Here is a 16257-nt window from a genome sequence, read left to right on the forward strand (position 1 = left end):
ACTTCTTCGCCGTGCCGCCGCCCTGCTCGGCCAGCACCATCGTGATCGCCGCCGTCAGCGTCGTCTTGCCGTGGTCAACGTGACCAATCGTGCCAATGTTCGCGTGCGGCTTAGTGCGCTCAAACTTTTCCTTCGCCATCGTGTTTTCCTCTTGGACGCCGACCTAATCGCGAAGATGGCCATCGACGTAGATGCAAGTGAAACTGTTCGGATACGGCCGTACCCGAAGGACCGGGCGCGGGATAGCGCCGGTTTTACCCAAAGGCAAGAGGCAAGCGCGGGATGATGCGGCTGCGCACGGCAGTCCCCGCACGCGGTCATGCCGGCATTTCGCGGACTGGCCGGAGATGCTTGCGTCGGGGCGGCGTTGGTGTTGCGGACAGTCCGCCTGCGCCCAGGCGCGCTGCGGGGGGCCGGCACTCGATCACAAAGGAGAAACCGCGCGTGTCGCGAACGGTCCGCCTACGCCAAGGCTTCGGCGCGACAGCCTTCGCTCGGGAAATGCGGGGGCTTGCCTAGCCGTAGCTTGCGCCAGCGAGCGAAGGCTGGAGCGGGTAGCGGGAATCGAACCCGCATCCTCAGCTTGGAAGGCTGCTGCACTACCATTGTGCTATACCCGCATCAGGGCGCTGGTGTTTACCGGTAACCGCGCCAAAGGTCGAGAGAGCAATTGAACACCGCTGCAGTGGCTAAACTGGAAGCGTGTGCCCAAACTTGGCCAGACGAACCGGTACGAACCCGCAAGGTTCGCAAACCCAACCGCGCGCGGGGCAACTTTGCGGTGAGATTGACGCCGCAACACGGTCCCAAGAAATCAGCGCAGAACAAACCGCTACGAACCCAAAGGGTTCGCACGCGCGACCGCGCGTCGGGCGGTCAGCCCGCCCCATCGGAGGCGCGAGCGAAGCGAGTTGCCGTGAGATCAAAGCCGCTTGGTCGCGAACGCCCGTCCCGAGCCGGATTTCAGATACGACTCGAACGCCGCGGCACGCGAACGATCAGAGAAGGCGATGTAGCTTCGAAGAACCCAAGGGCGAAACTTGGATGTATGCCGGACCCGTCCTTCGTTATGAGCGGTGAGCCTCGCTCCGATATCGCTGGTCAAGCCGACATAAAAGTGCCGACCGCATTGCGACTGCAGGATGTAGACAAAGGTCATTCACGACCAATACCAATCGCCCGGTTCAACACGTGTGACCGCCGTCTCACCAAGAGTTCGGCGATCGTGTCTACCGTGATCATGAGTGCGCGCGAGGCTACCTGGAGACTTATCGGCCGAAGCTCGCGCCAGCGAGCCACACAGGATATCGGAGCGTGTCGCGGACGGTCCGCCTACGCCAAGGCTTCGGCGTGACAGCCTTCGCTCGGGAAATGTGGTGGCTTGCCTAGCCGAAGCTCGCGCCAGCGAGCCGCATAGGATGTCGGAGTGTGTCGCGGACGGTCCGCCTACGCCAAGGCTTCGGCGTGACAGCCTTCGCTCGGGAAATGTGGTGGCTTGCCTATCCGAAGCTCGCGCCAGCGAGCCGCATAGGATGTCGGAGCGTGTCGCGGACGGTCCGCCTACGCCAAGGCTTCGGCGCGACAGCCTTCGCTCGGGAAATGTGGTGGCTTGCCTAGCCGAAGCTCGCGCCAGCGAGCCGCATAGGATGTCGGAGCGTGTCGCGGACGGTCCGCCTACGCCAAGGCTTCGGCGCGACAGCCTTCGCTCGGGAAATGTGGTGGCTTGCCTAGCCGAAGCTCGCGCCAGCGAGCGAAGGCTGGTGGAGGGGGCTGGATTCGAACCAGCGTACGCATAGCGGGCAGATTTACAGTCTGCTGGATTTAACCACTCTCCCACCCCTCCACAGGGTGCCTTCATGTCCGGAAATAACCGGCGGAAGGATGTCCTGCAACGAAGTCTCTCAGCTTGGCTTCAGCCGTGCTATGGCAGGCCTCACCGGGCGGAGCCCCGAAACAGGAGCGCGGACTATAGTGACGAAGAACCCAAGGCGCAACAGCCCCAAACGGCCCGATTACAGCCGCGGCTCCAGGCCTGCTGGCACAGGCGATTCGGGGTGGATATGGGGGCGTCACGCAGTGCTGGCCGCTGTCGCGAATCCGCGCCGGAAAATCCTCGAGCTTCGTGTCACCCGGAATGCCGCGCGCGAACTGCCCGAAGGCACACAGGCCAACACGGTCGAACCGCGCGCACTGGACAATGATTTGCCGCCCGGTGCGGTGCACCAGGGCTTCGCGGCCCGCGCGGCGGCTCTCGATGCCGAACCGGTGGCTGGCGTCACGGATCCGACCCATGGTGCCCTGCTCGTGCTGGACCAGATCACCGACCCGCACAATGTCGGCGCAATCCTGCGCTCGGCAGCGGCCTTCGGCGTCCGCGCCGTGGTGATGCAGGACCGCAAGGCCCCGCCGCTTTTCGGCACGGTCTGCAAGAGCGCCGTGGGCGCGGCCGAACGGGTCGCCCATGTGCGCGTCACCAATATCGCCGACACGCTGACCGAATTCCGCAAGGCCGGCCGCTTCGTGCTGGGCCTGGCCGGCGAAGGCGAGACCGAGCTGGCAGCCGCGCTGGCCGGGCCGGACGGCAAGGGTCACGGTCCGGGTATCGTGCTGGTGATGGGGTCGGAAGAAAAAGGATTGCGGCCGCGTGTAGCCGCGTCCTGCGATCAGCTGGTGCGCATCCCGATGACGCAGGCGGTGGAAAGCCTGAACGTGTCGAACGCCGCCGCGATCGCCCTGTACGAAGCAGCAAAATGGCGCCCGGCCCGGCCGTGAGGCCGGACCGGACCGGGACGCCACTTGCTGGAGACTATTTGCTGCCGCCGGAGCGCAGCACGGTGCGGCCATTGCGGCGCCAGTCGATCGAGCCTTCGATCTCGGCAATCTCGACATCGCCGCCACCGCCTTCACGGATGCGGACATCGGTCGCCGTGCCGCCGAAGCTGATATCGCCCGAGCCGTTGATGCTGGCCTCGAAAGGCTGGGCCTGACCGCGGCGCACCGCGATATCACCGGAACCGGCGATACCCGCGCTGAAAGCGCCGTCCATGCTGCCGGCCACCACATCACCCGAACCGGAAATATCGACATCGAGACCGGCAACCCGGGCAAACTCGACATCGCCGGAGCCGTTGATATCGACATCGGCATCGCCGGCGACGTCATCGGTTTCCACATCGCCGGATCCGTTGATGCTGACCTGGACCCGGCCGCCGATCGTACCGGTCACCACGTCACCCGAACCATTGATGCGGATCTCGGCATCGCCGCCGATATTGGCGACATCCACGTCGCCCGACCCGTTGATGCGGATCTCTGCTTCGCGGCTGATGGCGCCCGCTTCAAACCGGCCGCAGCTGTTCATCGACAGGTTCAGCGCGCCCAGATCGCCGGCCTGGCCGACAAAGGCGCTGTCATCGAGCTCGAAGGTGATCGTGTCCGGCGCCGTGATGACCAGGGTCGGATACTCGTCGATGGAATGGCTCGCAAAGCGGCGGCCGATCCGGATTTCGTTGTTGCGGGTGCGGCAGTTCAGATTGCGCACACTCTGGCCGCCATTGATCGTCACACCGTCGCGGGAACCGCTTGCGACCGGATCTTCGGCGACATCGCCGGGATTGCGGATCTCGACGCGGATGTCCGATCCGCCCGTGCGGATTTCAACGCGGCCGATGAAGTTCTCGACGCGCACATGATCGCCGTCATAGCTCTGCCCGCCGCCCGTCTGGGCATTGGCCGCCATCGACAGTGCACCGATACCGGCCATTGTTGCCACGGCACCGGCGACAATCTTTCCGGTCATGGTTCTGTCAGTCATGGAACTCCCTCCAAATTCGCTTCTCCCCCCTTGGATGCACGGGAGGTCCCTATCGGATGCAGTCTATGACAGCCTGCATCCTTCGGGCAGCTGAAGGCGGTGTGAAGCTCGCGTAATGTCGTGCGGGCGCGTCAGCCCGGCCAGAACTCGAACACGAGCGTCGCGATGGGCGTGCCGATGGCATAACCCAGCACACCGACCAGAACGCCGGGCGTGACCAGATCCTTCCATCCCTTCGCCGCCGCCAGGGCCGGCGCCGTCGTGGCGCCGAGAATGGCGGCGTTCGAGGCCGTGATCAGTTCCGGCAGGGACAGGCGCAGAAGGCTGCCCAGGCCGAACAGGACAATCGCGTGCACCACCAGAAGAATGCCGATCAGCAGCATCAGGATCGGTGCGAGCTGCAGCAGCGACACTACATCCGCGCCCGCCGCGATCATCGCGAAGAAGACAAAGCTGAGCGCGATCCCGATCTCGTAGCCGCCGCGCAGGCGCCCCATCGTCTTCGGGAATGCCGTGGCCGGGATCAGCGAGAGCACCGAGATGATGGCGAATTTCCATTTGCGGCCGGCATCGTCCCAGACCTGGTCGAGAAGGTCGGCCACCAGCGAGCCGAGCGCGACCACCACCAGGGCATAGGCCATGGACAGGGTCAGCGAGGCCGGCGAGATCGGATCCTCCTCGGCAACCTCGATCTCGCCCTGGCTGTGATCGCGCTGGACGAAACGCGAGGCGATCCAGCTGACACCGGGGATAATGGCCAGCAGGGCCAGGAAGAAGCCGGAATAGAGATTGTCGACCGCCGTCATCGCCGAGGCAAAGCTGGGGTCTGCAGCGCCGAGCCCGGTGGAGCTCATCAGCGCGCCGTAATTCACCGAACCGCCGATATAGGTCGCCGTGAAAGCACCGGCCGCGGCAGCCTGGCGGGATCCGTACTCCGCGGCCACAGCGCCGGCCTCGTAATCGCCGACATGGATCAGGGAAAAGGCGATGACCGCACCGATCACGGTCGCCGCCGAAGCGAGCATGAACGCTGCCGCCATGCGGGTGGTCTCGAAGAAGATCCGCTTGAGGTCCGCCTTCATCAGGAAGAGCGGGATCAGGACCGGGACGAAATAGGTCCAGACGAAATCATAGGCCGGGGCCGAGCTGGGGATGATGCGCAGATTGGCCGCCAGGATGGCAATGAAGATCGCCGAGACCGTGCCGGTGACCAGCGCGCCGATGCGGGTCTTCTCCAGAAGAAACGCCACCGCGGCGATCGTGAACAATGCGGCCATGACGGCCAGATGATTGTCTGCCGGAATCAGCGACATGCCTCACCCTCCCCTTGGTAGGCCCCCAAACTAGTGAGCCGGCCCGGCAGCGGCAATTCGCCAGCTGCCGAAGCCGGACACCGGTCTTGTGCCTATTCGCCTTCGGCGGGCGAGAGGATGTCCAGGGCGACGCTGGTCATGGCTTCGGCCGCCTGGGTGATCGTGCCTTCCGGATCGTCCGGCGCGAAGAAGGGCGAGTGATTGGACGGCGGCACCTGGCCATTGGCGGTGTATTCGTCCAGCCGCGCCTGGGTGGTGCCGCCGACCCAGAACATGAAGGTCGGGATATCGTGTTCGGTGCGGTGGTATTGCGAGAAGTCCTCGCCGCCCATCACCGGATCGGTCTCCACCACGGCCTCATTGCCGAAACGGGCCCGCAGCGCGCCGACGGCGCGGCTGGCCAGATCCGGATTATTGTAGAGTGCCGGCGTATAGGTCTCCTCGATCTCGATGCGCGGATACTCCGCCTCGGTCAGCCCGTAGGCCTCGGCCTGGGCATTGGCGATGCGCTGGATACCCGTGAGCAGGTGATTGCGGGTCTCGTCGGAATAGGAGCGCACGGTGAGCTGCAGGTGTGCCTCGTCGGAGATGATGTTGTGCTTGGCGCCGGCATTGAAGGCGCCGACCGTCACCACGCCCGGCTCGAGCGGCGACAGCTCGCGCGAGATCAGCGATTGCAGGCCGACCACGATCATCGAGGCCAGATAGATCGGATCCTTGGTGGTGTGCGGATAGGCGCCGTGGCCGCCACGGCCGCGCACATAGATGTCCACCGAATCGACATTCGCCATCGCATAGCCGGGCACATAGGTGATCGTGCCGGTCGGGATGGCCGAGAAGGTGTGGAAGGAGATGTTGAAGTCCGGCGTCGGGAAGCGTTCGAACAGACCGTCCTCGATCATGGCGATGGCGCCCTCGCCCAGCTCCTCGGCCGGCTGGCCGATCAGCACCAGCGTGCCCGACCAGTCGTCCGTGCGCTCGACCAGCTGCCGTGCCGCACCGACCAGCGCCGTCATGTGCGTGTCGTGGGCGCAGGCGTGCATGGTGGGGTTCTCGACGCCGCGATGATCGACGCCGGTATCGGTGGAGGCATAGGACAGGCCGGTCTGCTCGCGCACCGGCAGCCCGTCCATGTCGGCCCGCATCATCAGCGTCGGCCCCTCGCCATTCTCCATCACGGCGACAATGCCGGTGCCGCCGACCTGTTCAGTGACCTCGAAGCCCAGCGTCCGCAGCTCCTCGGCGAGGCGTGCCGCGGTCTCCACCTCCTGGTGGGACAGTTCCGGATGGGCGTGGAAATGCTGGTAGAGCGCTTCCAGGTGCGCATCATAGTCCGCCGCGATCGCACGGCTGAGCGCATCCTCGCTCTGGGCCAGCACGGCCGGCTGGGCAGCGAGCGACAGGCCGAGCACGGCCGTGGCGGCGAAAAGATGGCGTTTCATGACAGGCTTCCCCTCTGAGTGATTTTCGCCATTCGAACGGGGCCCAGCGCAAACGTCAATCGATGATCTTGCACGAGGACGGATAAGGCGCTTGCGCCGTCGTACGGGATGGAGGCGCGGATTTTCCCCCTGTGCCGCTGGACGGGCGCCGGACAGTCTGGCCGGACTGGACAGGAGTCTCTGCGACATGACCGACTTGCCCCTCGATGTCCGCGGGCTGGCCAAGCGCTATGGCCGCGTCGATGCCGTGCGCCGTGTCGATCTCGCCGTGCCGCAAGGCGCGATCTACGGCTTCCTCGGCCCCAACGGGGCCGGCAAGACCACGACGATCCGCTGCCTTCTGGGCCTCATCCGGGCGAATGCCGGGACGGTGCGCGTTGACGGTCACGATATCCGGCGCAATCGCCGGGCCGCCCTGACGCGTGTCGGGGCCGTCGTCGAGACACCGGCGCTCTATCCCAACCTCACCGGATACGAGAACCTGCAACTGGCCTGCCGCTATCTCGACCTGCCCAAGGCGCGCATCGGCGCCGTGCTGGAGACGGTCGACATGACCCGCGATGCCGGGCGCAAGGTGGGTCAGTACTCGCTGGGCATGCGCCAGCGGCTGGGCCTGGCCCGCGCGCTGATCGGGGAACCCCGGCTGCTGATTCTCGACGAACCGACCAACGGGCTCGACCCGTCCGGCATGCGCGACATGCGCGCCCTGATCCGCGACCTGCCCGAACGCACGGGCGCCACCGTCTTCATGTCCAGCCACCTCCTGTCCGAAGTCGAACAGATCGCCACCCATGTCGGGGTGATGCGCCAGGGCGAAACCGTGTTCGACGGCGCCATCGGCGCGCTCGCAGCCCGCACCGGCCAGCGTCTGGAAATCCGGTGCGACAAGCCTGACTCGGCCATCGCGCTGGCAGGCGCACATGGCTTTTCAGTGCTCAGCCGGGACGATGTGACCGGATCCATTGTCCTCACCGGCGATGGCGATCCGGCCCGGCTCAACGCCGCCCTCGTCGGCGCCGGAATTGCCGTCAGCGCCCTCGCCCCGCTTCGCGCGGATCTGGAGAGCCTTTTCCTCGACCTGACGTCCGCTCCCCGCAAGGAGGCCGCCGCATGATCCGCGCCATCGGATGTGAAATCCTCAAACTGCGCCGCTCGCTCGTCCTGCTCGTCGCGGCGACACCGGCCGTCATGGTGTATCTGCTCGGCGTGCTGGCCATGACCAGCGGGCATGGCGCCGGCGAGTGGACCGTACTGGTCATGTCGGGCTCGGCGATCTGGGCCTATTTCCTTCTGCCCATGACCACGATCGGCCTGGCTGCATTGATGGCCCAGACCGAACACGGTCCGGGCACCTGGTCCTGGTCGCTCGCCCTGCCGGTGCCGCGCTGGCAGATCTTCACCGCCAAGATCCTGGTCCTGCTGGGCACGATGGCGCTCGTCTCGGCCAGTGTGGCGCTGGCCGCTTTCGCCGCGGCGTGGAGCGCGCTTCTGGTCGATCCGGAGCTTGTCATTGCAGGCGCGCCGGACTGGGCGCTGGCGTTTCGCCTGCACGGGCAGATGTGGGTCGCCGGGATCTGCGTCGCCGCCGTGCAATGGGGCATCGCCCACCGCTTCCGCAGCTTTGCCGCCCCGGTAGCAATCGGTATCGGCGGCACCTTCGTGGCCGTCGCGGCGACGAGTTCCGAATACGGGATATTCTTCCCCTGGCTGATGCCGGTGAACATGCTGGCGACGGATCCGGAACGCGCGCAGATCGCGCTCGCCCTGGGCGGCGGCGGCGGCACGCTTCTCTTCGTCCTGCTGGTGATCTGGCTCAGCCGCCGCGACTGGGCCTGACGCCCGCAGCTGCCATCAACTGGTGAACAGCGGCTCGTAACGCGCCGCGACATGGCGCAGATCGATCTCGTTGAGGAAGGTCGAATAGGCGAGGTAGGACAGGAGATAGCGCAAATCCGTCGCCCAGGGCGGCATGAAGGCCGGCTCGACAATCAGCCCGCCCTCGCGCAGCTGTTTCATCGCTTCCAGATCCATCAGGTCGATCTTGCCCACGAACAGGAGGCGGATCAGCGCGATATCGCCGGCCCGCACGGCCGTGCGCAGATAATTGTGCACTTCCAGAAGCCCGCCCAGATAGATGGAATCCTTGGTGAAGGGCGCACCGCCGCCCGCCACGCCGCCGCGCACCACGCGCCGCGCGCTCTCGAAGGCCTCGATCGGCGCGTCGCGGTCATTGCGCTCGCGGAAAAAGCGGTAGAGCTGGATGAAATCGGCGCCCCGGGCGGCCATGTCGATGGCAATCACCCGGTCGGCGAGACGCCGGAAGCGCCGCGGATCGAGCGCGCCGGAGATGAATTCGGCGAAGACGGCCAGGCCTTCCTGGGTGCGTGCATTGCCGGGATGGCTTTCCGCCAGCACCGGGAAATGCGTCTGGCGCAGCCCGTTCTGGCTGGTGGCGATATGGATGAAGGCCTCGTGCTGCAGCAATTGCACCACGTCGAGATCCGAGAAAGCCGCATCCGCGCGCAGCTTGATATAGTCGCGCCCGGCCGCGGCCTTGGCGGACACGTCCAGCGTTACCTCGACCCGCGGCGCCACCGCACCGAAAGCGGCCGGCAGTTCGGCATCCAGCCGCGCCTTGAGATCGTCGGCCGTCAGCACCTCCGGCGGTTCGAGCCGCACCGCCGCGCCGTCGAAATCGGCGAGCACATCGTCCAACCGCCGCGCCAGATCCAGCGCCGTCCGCTTGCCGTCGGCAATCGGGCTGGCCGGCCCGCCATAGAGCCGGCTGGAATAGCGGTGAAAATCTGCCGTCCCGACCGCCTCGAGCATGTGGGCGGTATCGGCGACCGTCTCGCTGAGACGCAGCAGCCAGTCATGCACCGGGCTCGACCCGTCGATCAGGCGGCGCGCCTCGGCGACACGCTCCAGCGAGGGCTCGGGATCGATGTGCGGATAGACCGGACGCGGCAGTTCACGCTCGCCGCTCTCGAAGAAAGCGTCGGCCAGGGAGCGGTTCCAGGCAATGGTCTTGAGGACGGGCAGCCGGTCTTCGGCTTCCAGCAACAGCGCTGCCGCCCGTTCCAGACGATCCAGTTCTGCCGCTGAAATATCCGGCTGCCCCATTACACAGCCTCGGCCTTGAATGTCGCGATATCGCTTTCCGCATCCCCCAGCGTTCCCGCCAGCACATCGGCGTGGGAACTCGTCCGTGCGGCAAGCCAGACGCGGGCCTTCAGATCGGCCGGATAGGTCTTGAAGCGGCGCGCCATGTGACCGATCGACAGGATGCAGGCATTGAGCACCCAGCGGTCGTCCGACCCCAGCGCGGCCTCGATCTCGGCAATGATATCGCCCGGTGCATCGGCGTGCAGCGCCGCGCCGATCATCGACTGCACCGTGTCTTCGGTAGCGCTCATCCGGCACGCCTCACAGCCGCCGGCATATGGCAGGCCTCGATCACGGCCGGCGGCGTCTCGAAGAAGAAGGGATGCGTGCGGTTGCGGCGGGCGGCCTTGGCGTCGTGGAAGGCCTGGCTGTCCGTGCGCATGATCTCGTAGGCGGGACGCTCGGCTTCGGGCAGGTCGGCCGCCACCTGCACCGACAGGATCGTGTCCCGGGCCGCCGGATCGGCGATCACGCCCGAATTGACGGCCGGATCTCCCCGGCGCAGCGCCTGCACATGCTCCATGCCGTCAATGACACGGCCGAAGACCGACATGATCCGGTCGAGATGGCGCGGCCCGTGCCCGATGACGATGTAGAATTCCACATCGCCGCTGTCCGGCTCATTGCCGCGCGCCATGGCGACCGTGCCGGGACAATGGATCGGCCAGACCTCATCGCCCGCCGCGTTCATGGCCGCCGGGAAGCCCGCGACATGGCCGACGGTGGGCGCATAGAGGTCGGCATCGATCATCGGCGTGAAGGTGACGCTTCCGGCCGGCACGGTGAATTCGCCCGCCAGCGCCGGATATTGCGGCAGCTCGATCGAGTCGGCGTCCTCGCCGCGCCCCGCCTGGGCCACGAAACCGTCGATCACGCGATAGAAGTCCCGCCCGTCGAAAAAGCCGTCACGGGCTGCCTGCCGCATGCGCGCGGCATGGTTCGGCGCAATCCAGTCGGCCAGTTCGATAGCGATCGTGCCGTCGTCGACCTCGATCAGGAGCAGGTCTTCCGGGTCGACCGCACGCCAGTCGGGAATGCCGGTGAAATCCGGTCGGGCAGCCGGGGCGCTTGTCTCGTCGAAATAGTCAATCACGCCCTGGCGCTGTTCCGGCCCCGTGCGGTCGCACGCGCCCAGCATCAAGACCGTCAACACAATACCGCTGCGCCACATACCTGCCCTCATTTTTCGCGATACTACTCAGCCCGCCCCGCCGAAACGTTCGGACCATTCCGCCACGTCCGTATCCTCGATCTTCTTGAACAGGACTTCAGGCGGCTCGACGGACTGACCGACCGGCAGCGCGGTGAGCATGGACTTTGCCTCGCCCTTCGGCCAGACGCGATCGCTATCGGCGATCCCCAGCGCATCGAGAATGGTGGCGGCCGCATTCGGGATGACCGGCAGGGCTACCCTGGCCATCACCGTCATGTAGTTGAGCGCCGTGCGCACGCCGATGGCGGCGGCGTCCGGGTCGGTCTTGAACTTGGTCCAGGGCTCGGCCTTCGTGAGGTATTCATTGCCCAGCGCCCAGATCGCGCGGATCTCGCTGGCGGCCTTGCGGAATTCCATTGCCTCGAAATGCGCTTCCGCGGCCTTCAGGCGTTCCGTCATCTCGCCGGCCAGCCAGTCCTCGTTCTCGCCCCACGTGCCGCCTTCCGGAACGACGCCGTCGAAGCGCGACTTGTTGAAGCGCAGGATGCGGTTGACGTAATTTCCCAGCACATTGGCCAGGTCGGTGTTGATCAGGCTCTGGAAATGCTCCCAGGTGAAAGCCGCGTCCGAGCCTTCCGGCGCGTTGGCGGTGAGATACCAGCGCCAGTAATCGCCCGGCAGAAGATCGAGCGCCTGGTCCATGAAGACGCCGCGCTTTTCCGAGGTCGAGAACTTGCCGCCATACCAGGTCAGCCAGTTGAACGCCTTCAGCTTGTCGACCGTCTTCCAGGGCTCTTCGGACCCCAGAATGGTCGCCGGGAAGGACACGGTGTGGAAGGCGACATTGTCCTTGCCCATGAACTGGACATAGGTGACGTCATCCGCGCCCTTGTCGGTGCGCCACCAGCTTTCCCAGTCCCCGCCATTGGCCTCGGCCCATTCCACCGTCGCGCCGATATAGCCGATGGGCGCATCGAACCAGACATAGAAGACCTTGTTCTCGAAGCCCTCGCGCGGCGCGCCGTCCTTGGTGACCGGCACGCCCCATTTCAGGTCGCGCGTGATGGAACGGTCACGCAGCCCCTCGTCCAGCCATTTATAGGCGATCGACTTGGCCAGGCTGGGCCATTCGGTGGAGGCGTCCACCCAGTCGCGGATCCTGGCTTCCATCTTCGTCTGCAGGAGATGGAGATGCTTGGTCTCGCGCACTTCCAGATTCTTCGAGCCGGAAATCTTGGAGTACGGCTCTTTAAGGTCCGTCGGCTCCAGCAGGCGGCCGCAATTATCGCACTGGTCGCCGCGCGCGCGCTCGAAACCGCAATGCGGACAGGTGCCCTCGACATAGCGATCCGGCAGGAAGCGGTCGTCATCGATCGAGAAGACCTGGTGTTCGAGACGCTCCTCGATCAGCCCCCTGGCCTCCAGCACTTCGGCGAAATGCTGCGTCAGGGTGATATTGGGCTGGCTGGAGGTGCGGCCGAACACATCATAGCTCAAAGAGAAACCGTCGCCGGCGCGCTTCTGGATATCGTGCTGCTCGTCGCAATATTCGCGCACGCTCTGACCGGCCGTTGCTGCTGCCAGCTCGGCCGGCGTGCCATGCTCGTCGGTGGCGCAGACATAGAGCACGTCATGACCCATCACCCGCTGGAAGCGCGCATAGACATCGGCGGGCAACATCGAGCCCGCGAGATTGCCCAAATGCTTGACGCCATTGATGTAGGGCAGAGCGCTGGTGATCAGTATCCGGGCCATTTCGACTTTCTTCTCTTGCGCGGCGATTGGAGTAGAGTGTTCGCGTCAGGGGCGAGCCAAAGGGGACTCGTCCCGGGGCCGTGAGACATACAGGCCCTTCAATGGGGAGGAAACACCAAATGCCGCGAATTCTCGGGCTGAACATTGTGGCGCTCATCGTCGCCACACTCGCCTTCTACGCTGTGGGCGCCGTCTGGTACGGCGCGCTGTTCGCCGAGCTCTGGACAGGGCTGTGGGGCTTCACCGACGCCCAGATGGCCGCCGCCGAAGCGTCCGCCGGGCCGGCCATGGCGATGGGCTTTGCCATCACGCTGGTCACCACGGCCTTTCTGGGTCTGGCCCTGAAAGCGCTGAAAGCCGACGGCCTTGCCAGTGCCGTGAAATGGGCCGTCTTCCTGTGGGCCGGTTTCGTGGTGACAACCATGGCCTATGACATCGCCTACGCCATGCAGCCCATGATGCTGCTGGTGCTCGACGGAGCGCATACGCTGATCGGCTTCGTGATCGCCGCCGCCATCCTCACCGCGATGGACGGCGTCGCCGTCAAGGACTGATCCGCGACACGGCCGGCGGACCGGGCAGTTCCGATTGCATCAGGGACTTGTCCCGCTCCCCGGCCCCGCGTATCAGGTCGCCCTTGGTTGCCGGCTTAGCTCAGCTGGTAGAGCACCTGATTTGTAATCAGGGGGTCGGGGGTTCGAGTCCCTCAGCCGGCACCATTTTTCCTTTGTTCCCGCTCCGCTCGACCCGAGCCTGTCACCGCGGTCGGTGTCGGGGTCGATGCTCGCATGGAACGCGCTCAGGGCTGCGGGGAGCGAGCCCGATCCCTCAGCCGGCACCATTTCTCGATTGCTTCCGCTCCGCTCGAACCCGTACCCGGTCAAACTGCCGGTGGTGGGGTTCGTGCTCACATGAAGCACGCTCAAGGCTGCGGGGAGCGAGCTTGGTCTGGCGCTCTGTACGCCTCTCACATCCACCGCAACGATTACGCCACGCTCCATTCGTCGCACCGGATTGTGCCCTAACGGCACCACAAACGCCGTGAACGCCGCATATCTGCGACAAACGCCCTGATAAACCCGACGAACGACGCGCGCGCCGATTTGGGTGGCGCAGGGGCGCGACTAGGCTGGACGCATGTTCAGTGCACCGCCTCTCTCGCCGGCCCCGGACGCGTTCAGAAGCGACCGTCTCGCCGCCCGCCACCTCGCCATCGCCCTCGTCCTGTTCTGGTGCGTGGTCGCCTTTTTCAACCTCGTGGCCGACTGGAACGAATTCGTCGCCCGGCCGGGGCTGCTGCCGCGGCTGGTGCCGGTTTCCACAGCAGGAGGATTGCTGTCCTTCATGCTGACGGACCTGATCCGCCGGACGCGCGAGCTGCCGGCTGTGCGCCGGTTCACCACCCTCATCATCGCCATCGCCGCGACCGCGCTTGTCTTCTCCGTCGTCAACCTGCTGTTCACGGCGCGCGAGGGGGCCGGCGGGATCGAACGGGACATGCTGACCCGGGTCGGCCATCGCTGGATGACGGATGTCTGGGTGTTTGCCGGCTGGTGTGCGCTGACCTGGCGCCTCGACCAGAGCCGGCGGCCGGACCCGGCGCGCCAGCGCGGCCTGCAATCGCGGCTCAACCGGACGCTGGGATCGGCGAACCGGCTGCCCACGACGACGATCGACCGCGCCAATGACGGCATGCGGGCGGCGGTATTCTGGCGGATGCAGATCGTCTTCTGGACCTGCAATCTGCTGTTCACCGTCCTCACCAGCATCGCGATGATCGAGGACGTCTACAATCTGTGGCGCAATGTCGTCATCGAGGCGAGCGGGCTCGCCGCCACCACGCTGATCCACTATGCGGTGCTGCGCCCCACGCGGCAGCTCGACCTGTCGACACGCTTTGCCCTGATCATGGGCAGCTCGATGCTGGCGACCTGCTTCTACATCGTGATGATGTGGCTGATGTGGTACGAGGTCTTCCCGACCGAGTTCACCAACAGCCGCATGACGACGCGAGGCTGGGAAGGCCTGACCCACATCGCGCCGCGCTGGTTCGTCTTCAACATGCCCGCCTTCATTGCCTGGTCGGCGATCTATCTGGTGATCGAGGCTTTCGGCCGCATCCGTGCCCAGGAATGGCAGATATATGATTCCGCCGTTCTGGCCCAGGAAGCCCAGCTGAAAATGCTGCGCTTCCAGCTCAATCCGCATTTCCTGTTCAACACGATCAACGCCATCTCCTCGCTGGTGATCGACCGGCATAATGACGAGGCCGAGACCATGCTGGGCCGGCTCAGCGATTTCCTGCGCTTTGCGCTGCAGACCTCGCCGGACGAGCGTGTGCCGCTGGACGAGGAACTGGCCGCGCAGGATCTCTATCTGGGGATCGAGAAGGCCCGTTTCGACAGCCGACTCGACGTCGAGCGCGATATCGACCCGGCTGTCCGCAAGGCGCTCGTGCCCTCGCTGATCCTGCAGCCTGTGCTGGAGAATTCGGTGAAATACGCCGTCTCCAGGTCGCGGGTGCAGGTGCATATCGCCATCCGGGCCCGGCGCGAGGGCGAGATGCTGGTGCTGGATATCACCGACAGCGGCGGCCCGGTCCCCGCCACGCCGCCGGAAGGCACGGGCGTCGGGCTGAACAATATCCGCGCCCGGCTGGAAGTCCTTTACGGCAAGCACGCCGATCTGGCGGCCGGCCCGGTCAAGGGCGGCGGCTTTGCCGTCCGTATCCGCCTGCCGCTTGAGGTCGGCGAACCGGTGACGGCCGCGGCGACCGAAACAGACACAGGACAGACCCAGGGAGGGAAGAAGGATGCGCATCCTGATCGTTGATGACGAGCGGCTGGCCTCGCGCCGGCTGGAAGTCCTGCTGGCCCGCCGGCCGCAATACGAAATCGTCGGTGTGGCCCGGGATGGCGACGAGGCGATGGAGATGATCTCGGCCCTGCGCCCGGACGTCGTGCTGCTCGACATTCACATGCCCGGCACGGACGGTCTGCTGGTCTCGCGCCAGCTCAACGGGCCCGATGCCCCGGCCGTGATCTTCGTCACCGCCTACAGCCATCACGCCGCCGAGGCCTTCGAGGAAGCCGCCGTCGACTACCTGCTCAAACCAGTGAAGCCGGAACGGCTGGACACTGCCCTCGCCCGCGCGCGCAGCCTGTTGCGCCTGCAGGACGCCCAGTCGCGCATCGGCGAGCTGGAAACGGTGATCGATGCCCTGCGCGGCAATGGCACCGGGGCCGACGATGCGCTCTGGGTGAAGGGCCGTGAAGGCATGGTGCGCGTACCCAAGCGCACGATCGACTGGGTGGAGGCTGAGGGCGACTATGTCCGCCTGCACTGCCGCGACCGGTCCTGGCTGCACCGCGACACGCTGACGGCGATGGAAGGCCTGCTGGACGAGCGCATGTTCATGCGCGTGCACCGCTCGGCGATCGTCAACAAGCAGCGCATCACCATGTCCTCCACGACCGAGCATGGCGGCCGTCTCGTGCATCTGGACAATGGCCAGATCGTGCGTGTCGGCCGGTCCTATGAAGGCGCCCTGCGCACCGCGCTCAGCCAGATCGCCGACTGACCCCCACCTCCCGCAATCACGCATGAAAAAGGGCG

Annotated in this window: 15 protein-coding genes and 3 tRNA genes; 7 read left to right on the top strand and 11 right to left on the bottom strand. The window is 65.6% G+C overall.

Annotated features, from left to right (window positions below; all coding sequences use genetic code 11):
- From JJ918_RS11560 to JJ918_RS11575, 4 genes are all read right to left on the bottom strand, one after another.
- The coding region (locus tag JJ918_RS11560; protein ID WP_291887634.1) for a GTP-binding protein at positions 1-139 on the bottom strand (139 nt) is incomplete at its 3' end.
- A gap of 407 nt (positions 140-546) precedes the next feature.
- A tRNA-Gly gene (locus JJ918_RS11565) sits at positions 547-620 on the bottom strand.
- 302 nt (positions 621-922) lie between these two features.
- On the bottom strand, positions 923-1159 hold the full coding sequence (locus JJ918_RS11570) for a GIY-YIG nuclease family protein (protein ID WP_291887328.1): 237 nt from the start codon (positions 1157-1159) through the stop codon (positions 923-925).
- A 599-nt stretch (positions 1160-1758) separates the two neighbouring features.
- Positions 1759-1843, bottom strand: a tRNA-Tyr gene (locus JJ918_RS11575).
- 80 nt (positions 1844-1923) lie between these two features.
- Between JJ918_RS11575 and rlmB the strand changes: the two genes are divergently transcribed.
- A complete protein-coding gene (rlmB, locus tag JJ918_RS11580; protein ID WP_271185290.1) occupies positions 1924-2772 on the top strand; it encodes a 23S rRNA (guanosine(2251)-2'-O)-methyltransferase RlmB in 849 nt (282 codons plus the stop codon).
- A gap of 34 nt (positions 2773-2806) precedes the next feature.
- Here rlmB and JJ918_RS11585 read toward each other — a convergent pair whose 3' ends face one another.
- From JJ918_RS11585 to JJ918_RS11595, 3 genes are all read right to left on the bottom strand, one after another.
- Complete coding sequence (locus tag JJ918_RS11585) at positions 2807-3814, bottom strand: DUF2807 domain-containing protein (protein ID WP_291887333.1); 1008 nt, start codon at positions 3812-3814, stop codon at positions 2807-2809.
- Positions 3815-3945: 131 nt separating this feature from the next.
- On the bottom strand, positions 3946-5127 hold the full coding sequence (locus JJ918_RS11590; RefSeq protein WP_291887338.1) for a DUF819 family protein: 1182 nt from the start codon (positions 5125-5127) through the stop codon (positions 3946-3948).
- Positions 5128-5219: 92 nt separating this feature from the next.
- Positions 5220-6569, bottom strand: coding sequence for a M20 family metallopeptidase (locus tag JJ918_RS11595; RefSeq protein ID WP_291887340.1), 1350 nt, complete (start codon positions 6567-6569; stop codon positions 5220-5222).
- A gap of 187 nt (positions 6570-6756) precedes the next feature.
- Here JJ918_RS11595 and JJ918_RS11600 point away from each other — a divergent pair, with 187 nt between their 5' ends.
- Both JJ918_RS11600 and JJ918_RS11605 read left to right on the top strand, forming a co-directional pair.
- Entirely contained in the window at positions 6757-7683 is a 927-nt protein-coding gene (locus JJ918_RS11600; protein WP_291887343.1) for an ABC transporter ATP-binding protein, read from the top strand.
- Positions 7680-8405 (top strand): ABC transporter permease, encoded by a 726-nt coding sequence (locus JJ918_RS11605; RefSeq protein ID WP_291887345.1) that lies wholly within the window; start codon positions 7680-7682, stop codon positions 8403-8405. Before JJ918_RS11600 ends, JJ918_RS11605 begins: the two co-directional genes overlap by 4 nt.
- A 15-nt stretch (positions 8406-8420) precedes the next feature.
- On the opposite strand, the gene JJ918_RS11610 is transcribed toward JJ918_RS11605, so the two are convergent.
- Genes JJ918_RS11610 through metG form a run of 4 tightly spaced genes read right to left on the bottom strand, consistent with a single transcriptional unit; the run spans position 8421 to position 12642 of the window.
- Entirely contained in the window at positions 8421-9692 is a 1272-nt protein-coding gene (locus tag JJ918_RS11610) for a flavohemoglobin expression-modulating QEGLA motif protein (protein WP_291887347.1), read from the bottom strand.
- A complete protein-coding gene (locus JJ918_RS11615) occupies positions 9692-9985 on the bottom strand; it encodes a hypothetical protein (RefSeq protein WP_291887349.1) in 294 nt (97 codons plus the stop codon). Before JJ918_RS11615 ends, JJ918_RS11610 begins: the two co-directional genes overlap by 1 nt.
- Entirely contained in the window at positions 9982-10905 is a 924-nt protein-coding gene (locus JJ918_RS11620; RefSeq protein ID WP_291887351.1) for a peptidylprolyl isomerase, read from the bottom strand. Before JJ918_RS11620 ends, JJ918_RS11615 begins: the two co-directional genes overlap by 4 nt.
- Before the next feature lie 27 nt (positions 10906-10932).
- Positions 10933-12642: a methionine--tRNA ligase gene (gene metG / locus JJ918_RS11625; RefSeq protein ID WP_291887353.1), complete on the bottom strand. Its 1710-nt coding sequence runs from the start codon at positions 12640-12642 to the stop codon at positions 10933-10935.
- A 119-nt stretch (positions 12643-12761) separates the two neighbouring features.
- Between metG and JJ918_RS11630 the strand changes: the two genes are divergently transcribed.
- The 4 genes from JJ918_RS11630 (at position 12762) to JJ918_RS11645 (ending at position 16222) form a co-directional block, all read left to right on the top strand.
- Positions 12762-13196 (top strand): DUF1761 domain-containing protein, encoded by a 435-nt coding sequence (locus tag JJ918_RS11630; RefSeq protein ID WP_291887355.1) that lies wholly within the window; start codon positions 12762-12764, stop codon positions 13194-13196.
- An 89-nt stretch (positions 13197-13285) separates the two neighbouring features.
- Positions 13286-13361: transfer RNA gene (locus JJ918_RS11635), tRNA-Thr, on the top strand.
- 418 nt (positions 13362-13779) lie between these two features.
- Complete coding sequence (locus JJ918_RS11640; RefSeq protein WP_291887358.1) at positions 13780-15474, top strand: sensor histidine kinase; 1695 nt, start codon at positions 13780-13782, stop codon at positions 15472-15474.
- Positions 15455-16222 (top strand): LytTR family DNA-binding domain-containing protein, encoded by a 768-nt coding sequence (locus JJ918_RS11645; protein ID WP_291887361.1) that lies wholly within the window; start codon positions 15455-15457, stop codon positions 16220-16222. Before JJ918_RS11640 ends, JJ918_RS11645 begins: the two co-directional genes overlap by 20 nt.
- The last annotated feature ends 35 nt before the right edge of the window (positions 16223-16257 follow it).

Origin of the sequence: Maricaulis sp., from assembly GCF_017642925.1 — a bacterium.
Classification (GTDB): domain Bacteria; phylum Pseudomonadota; class Alphaproteobacteria; order Caulobacterales; family Maricaulaceae; genus Maricaulis.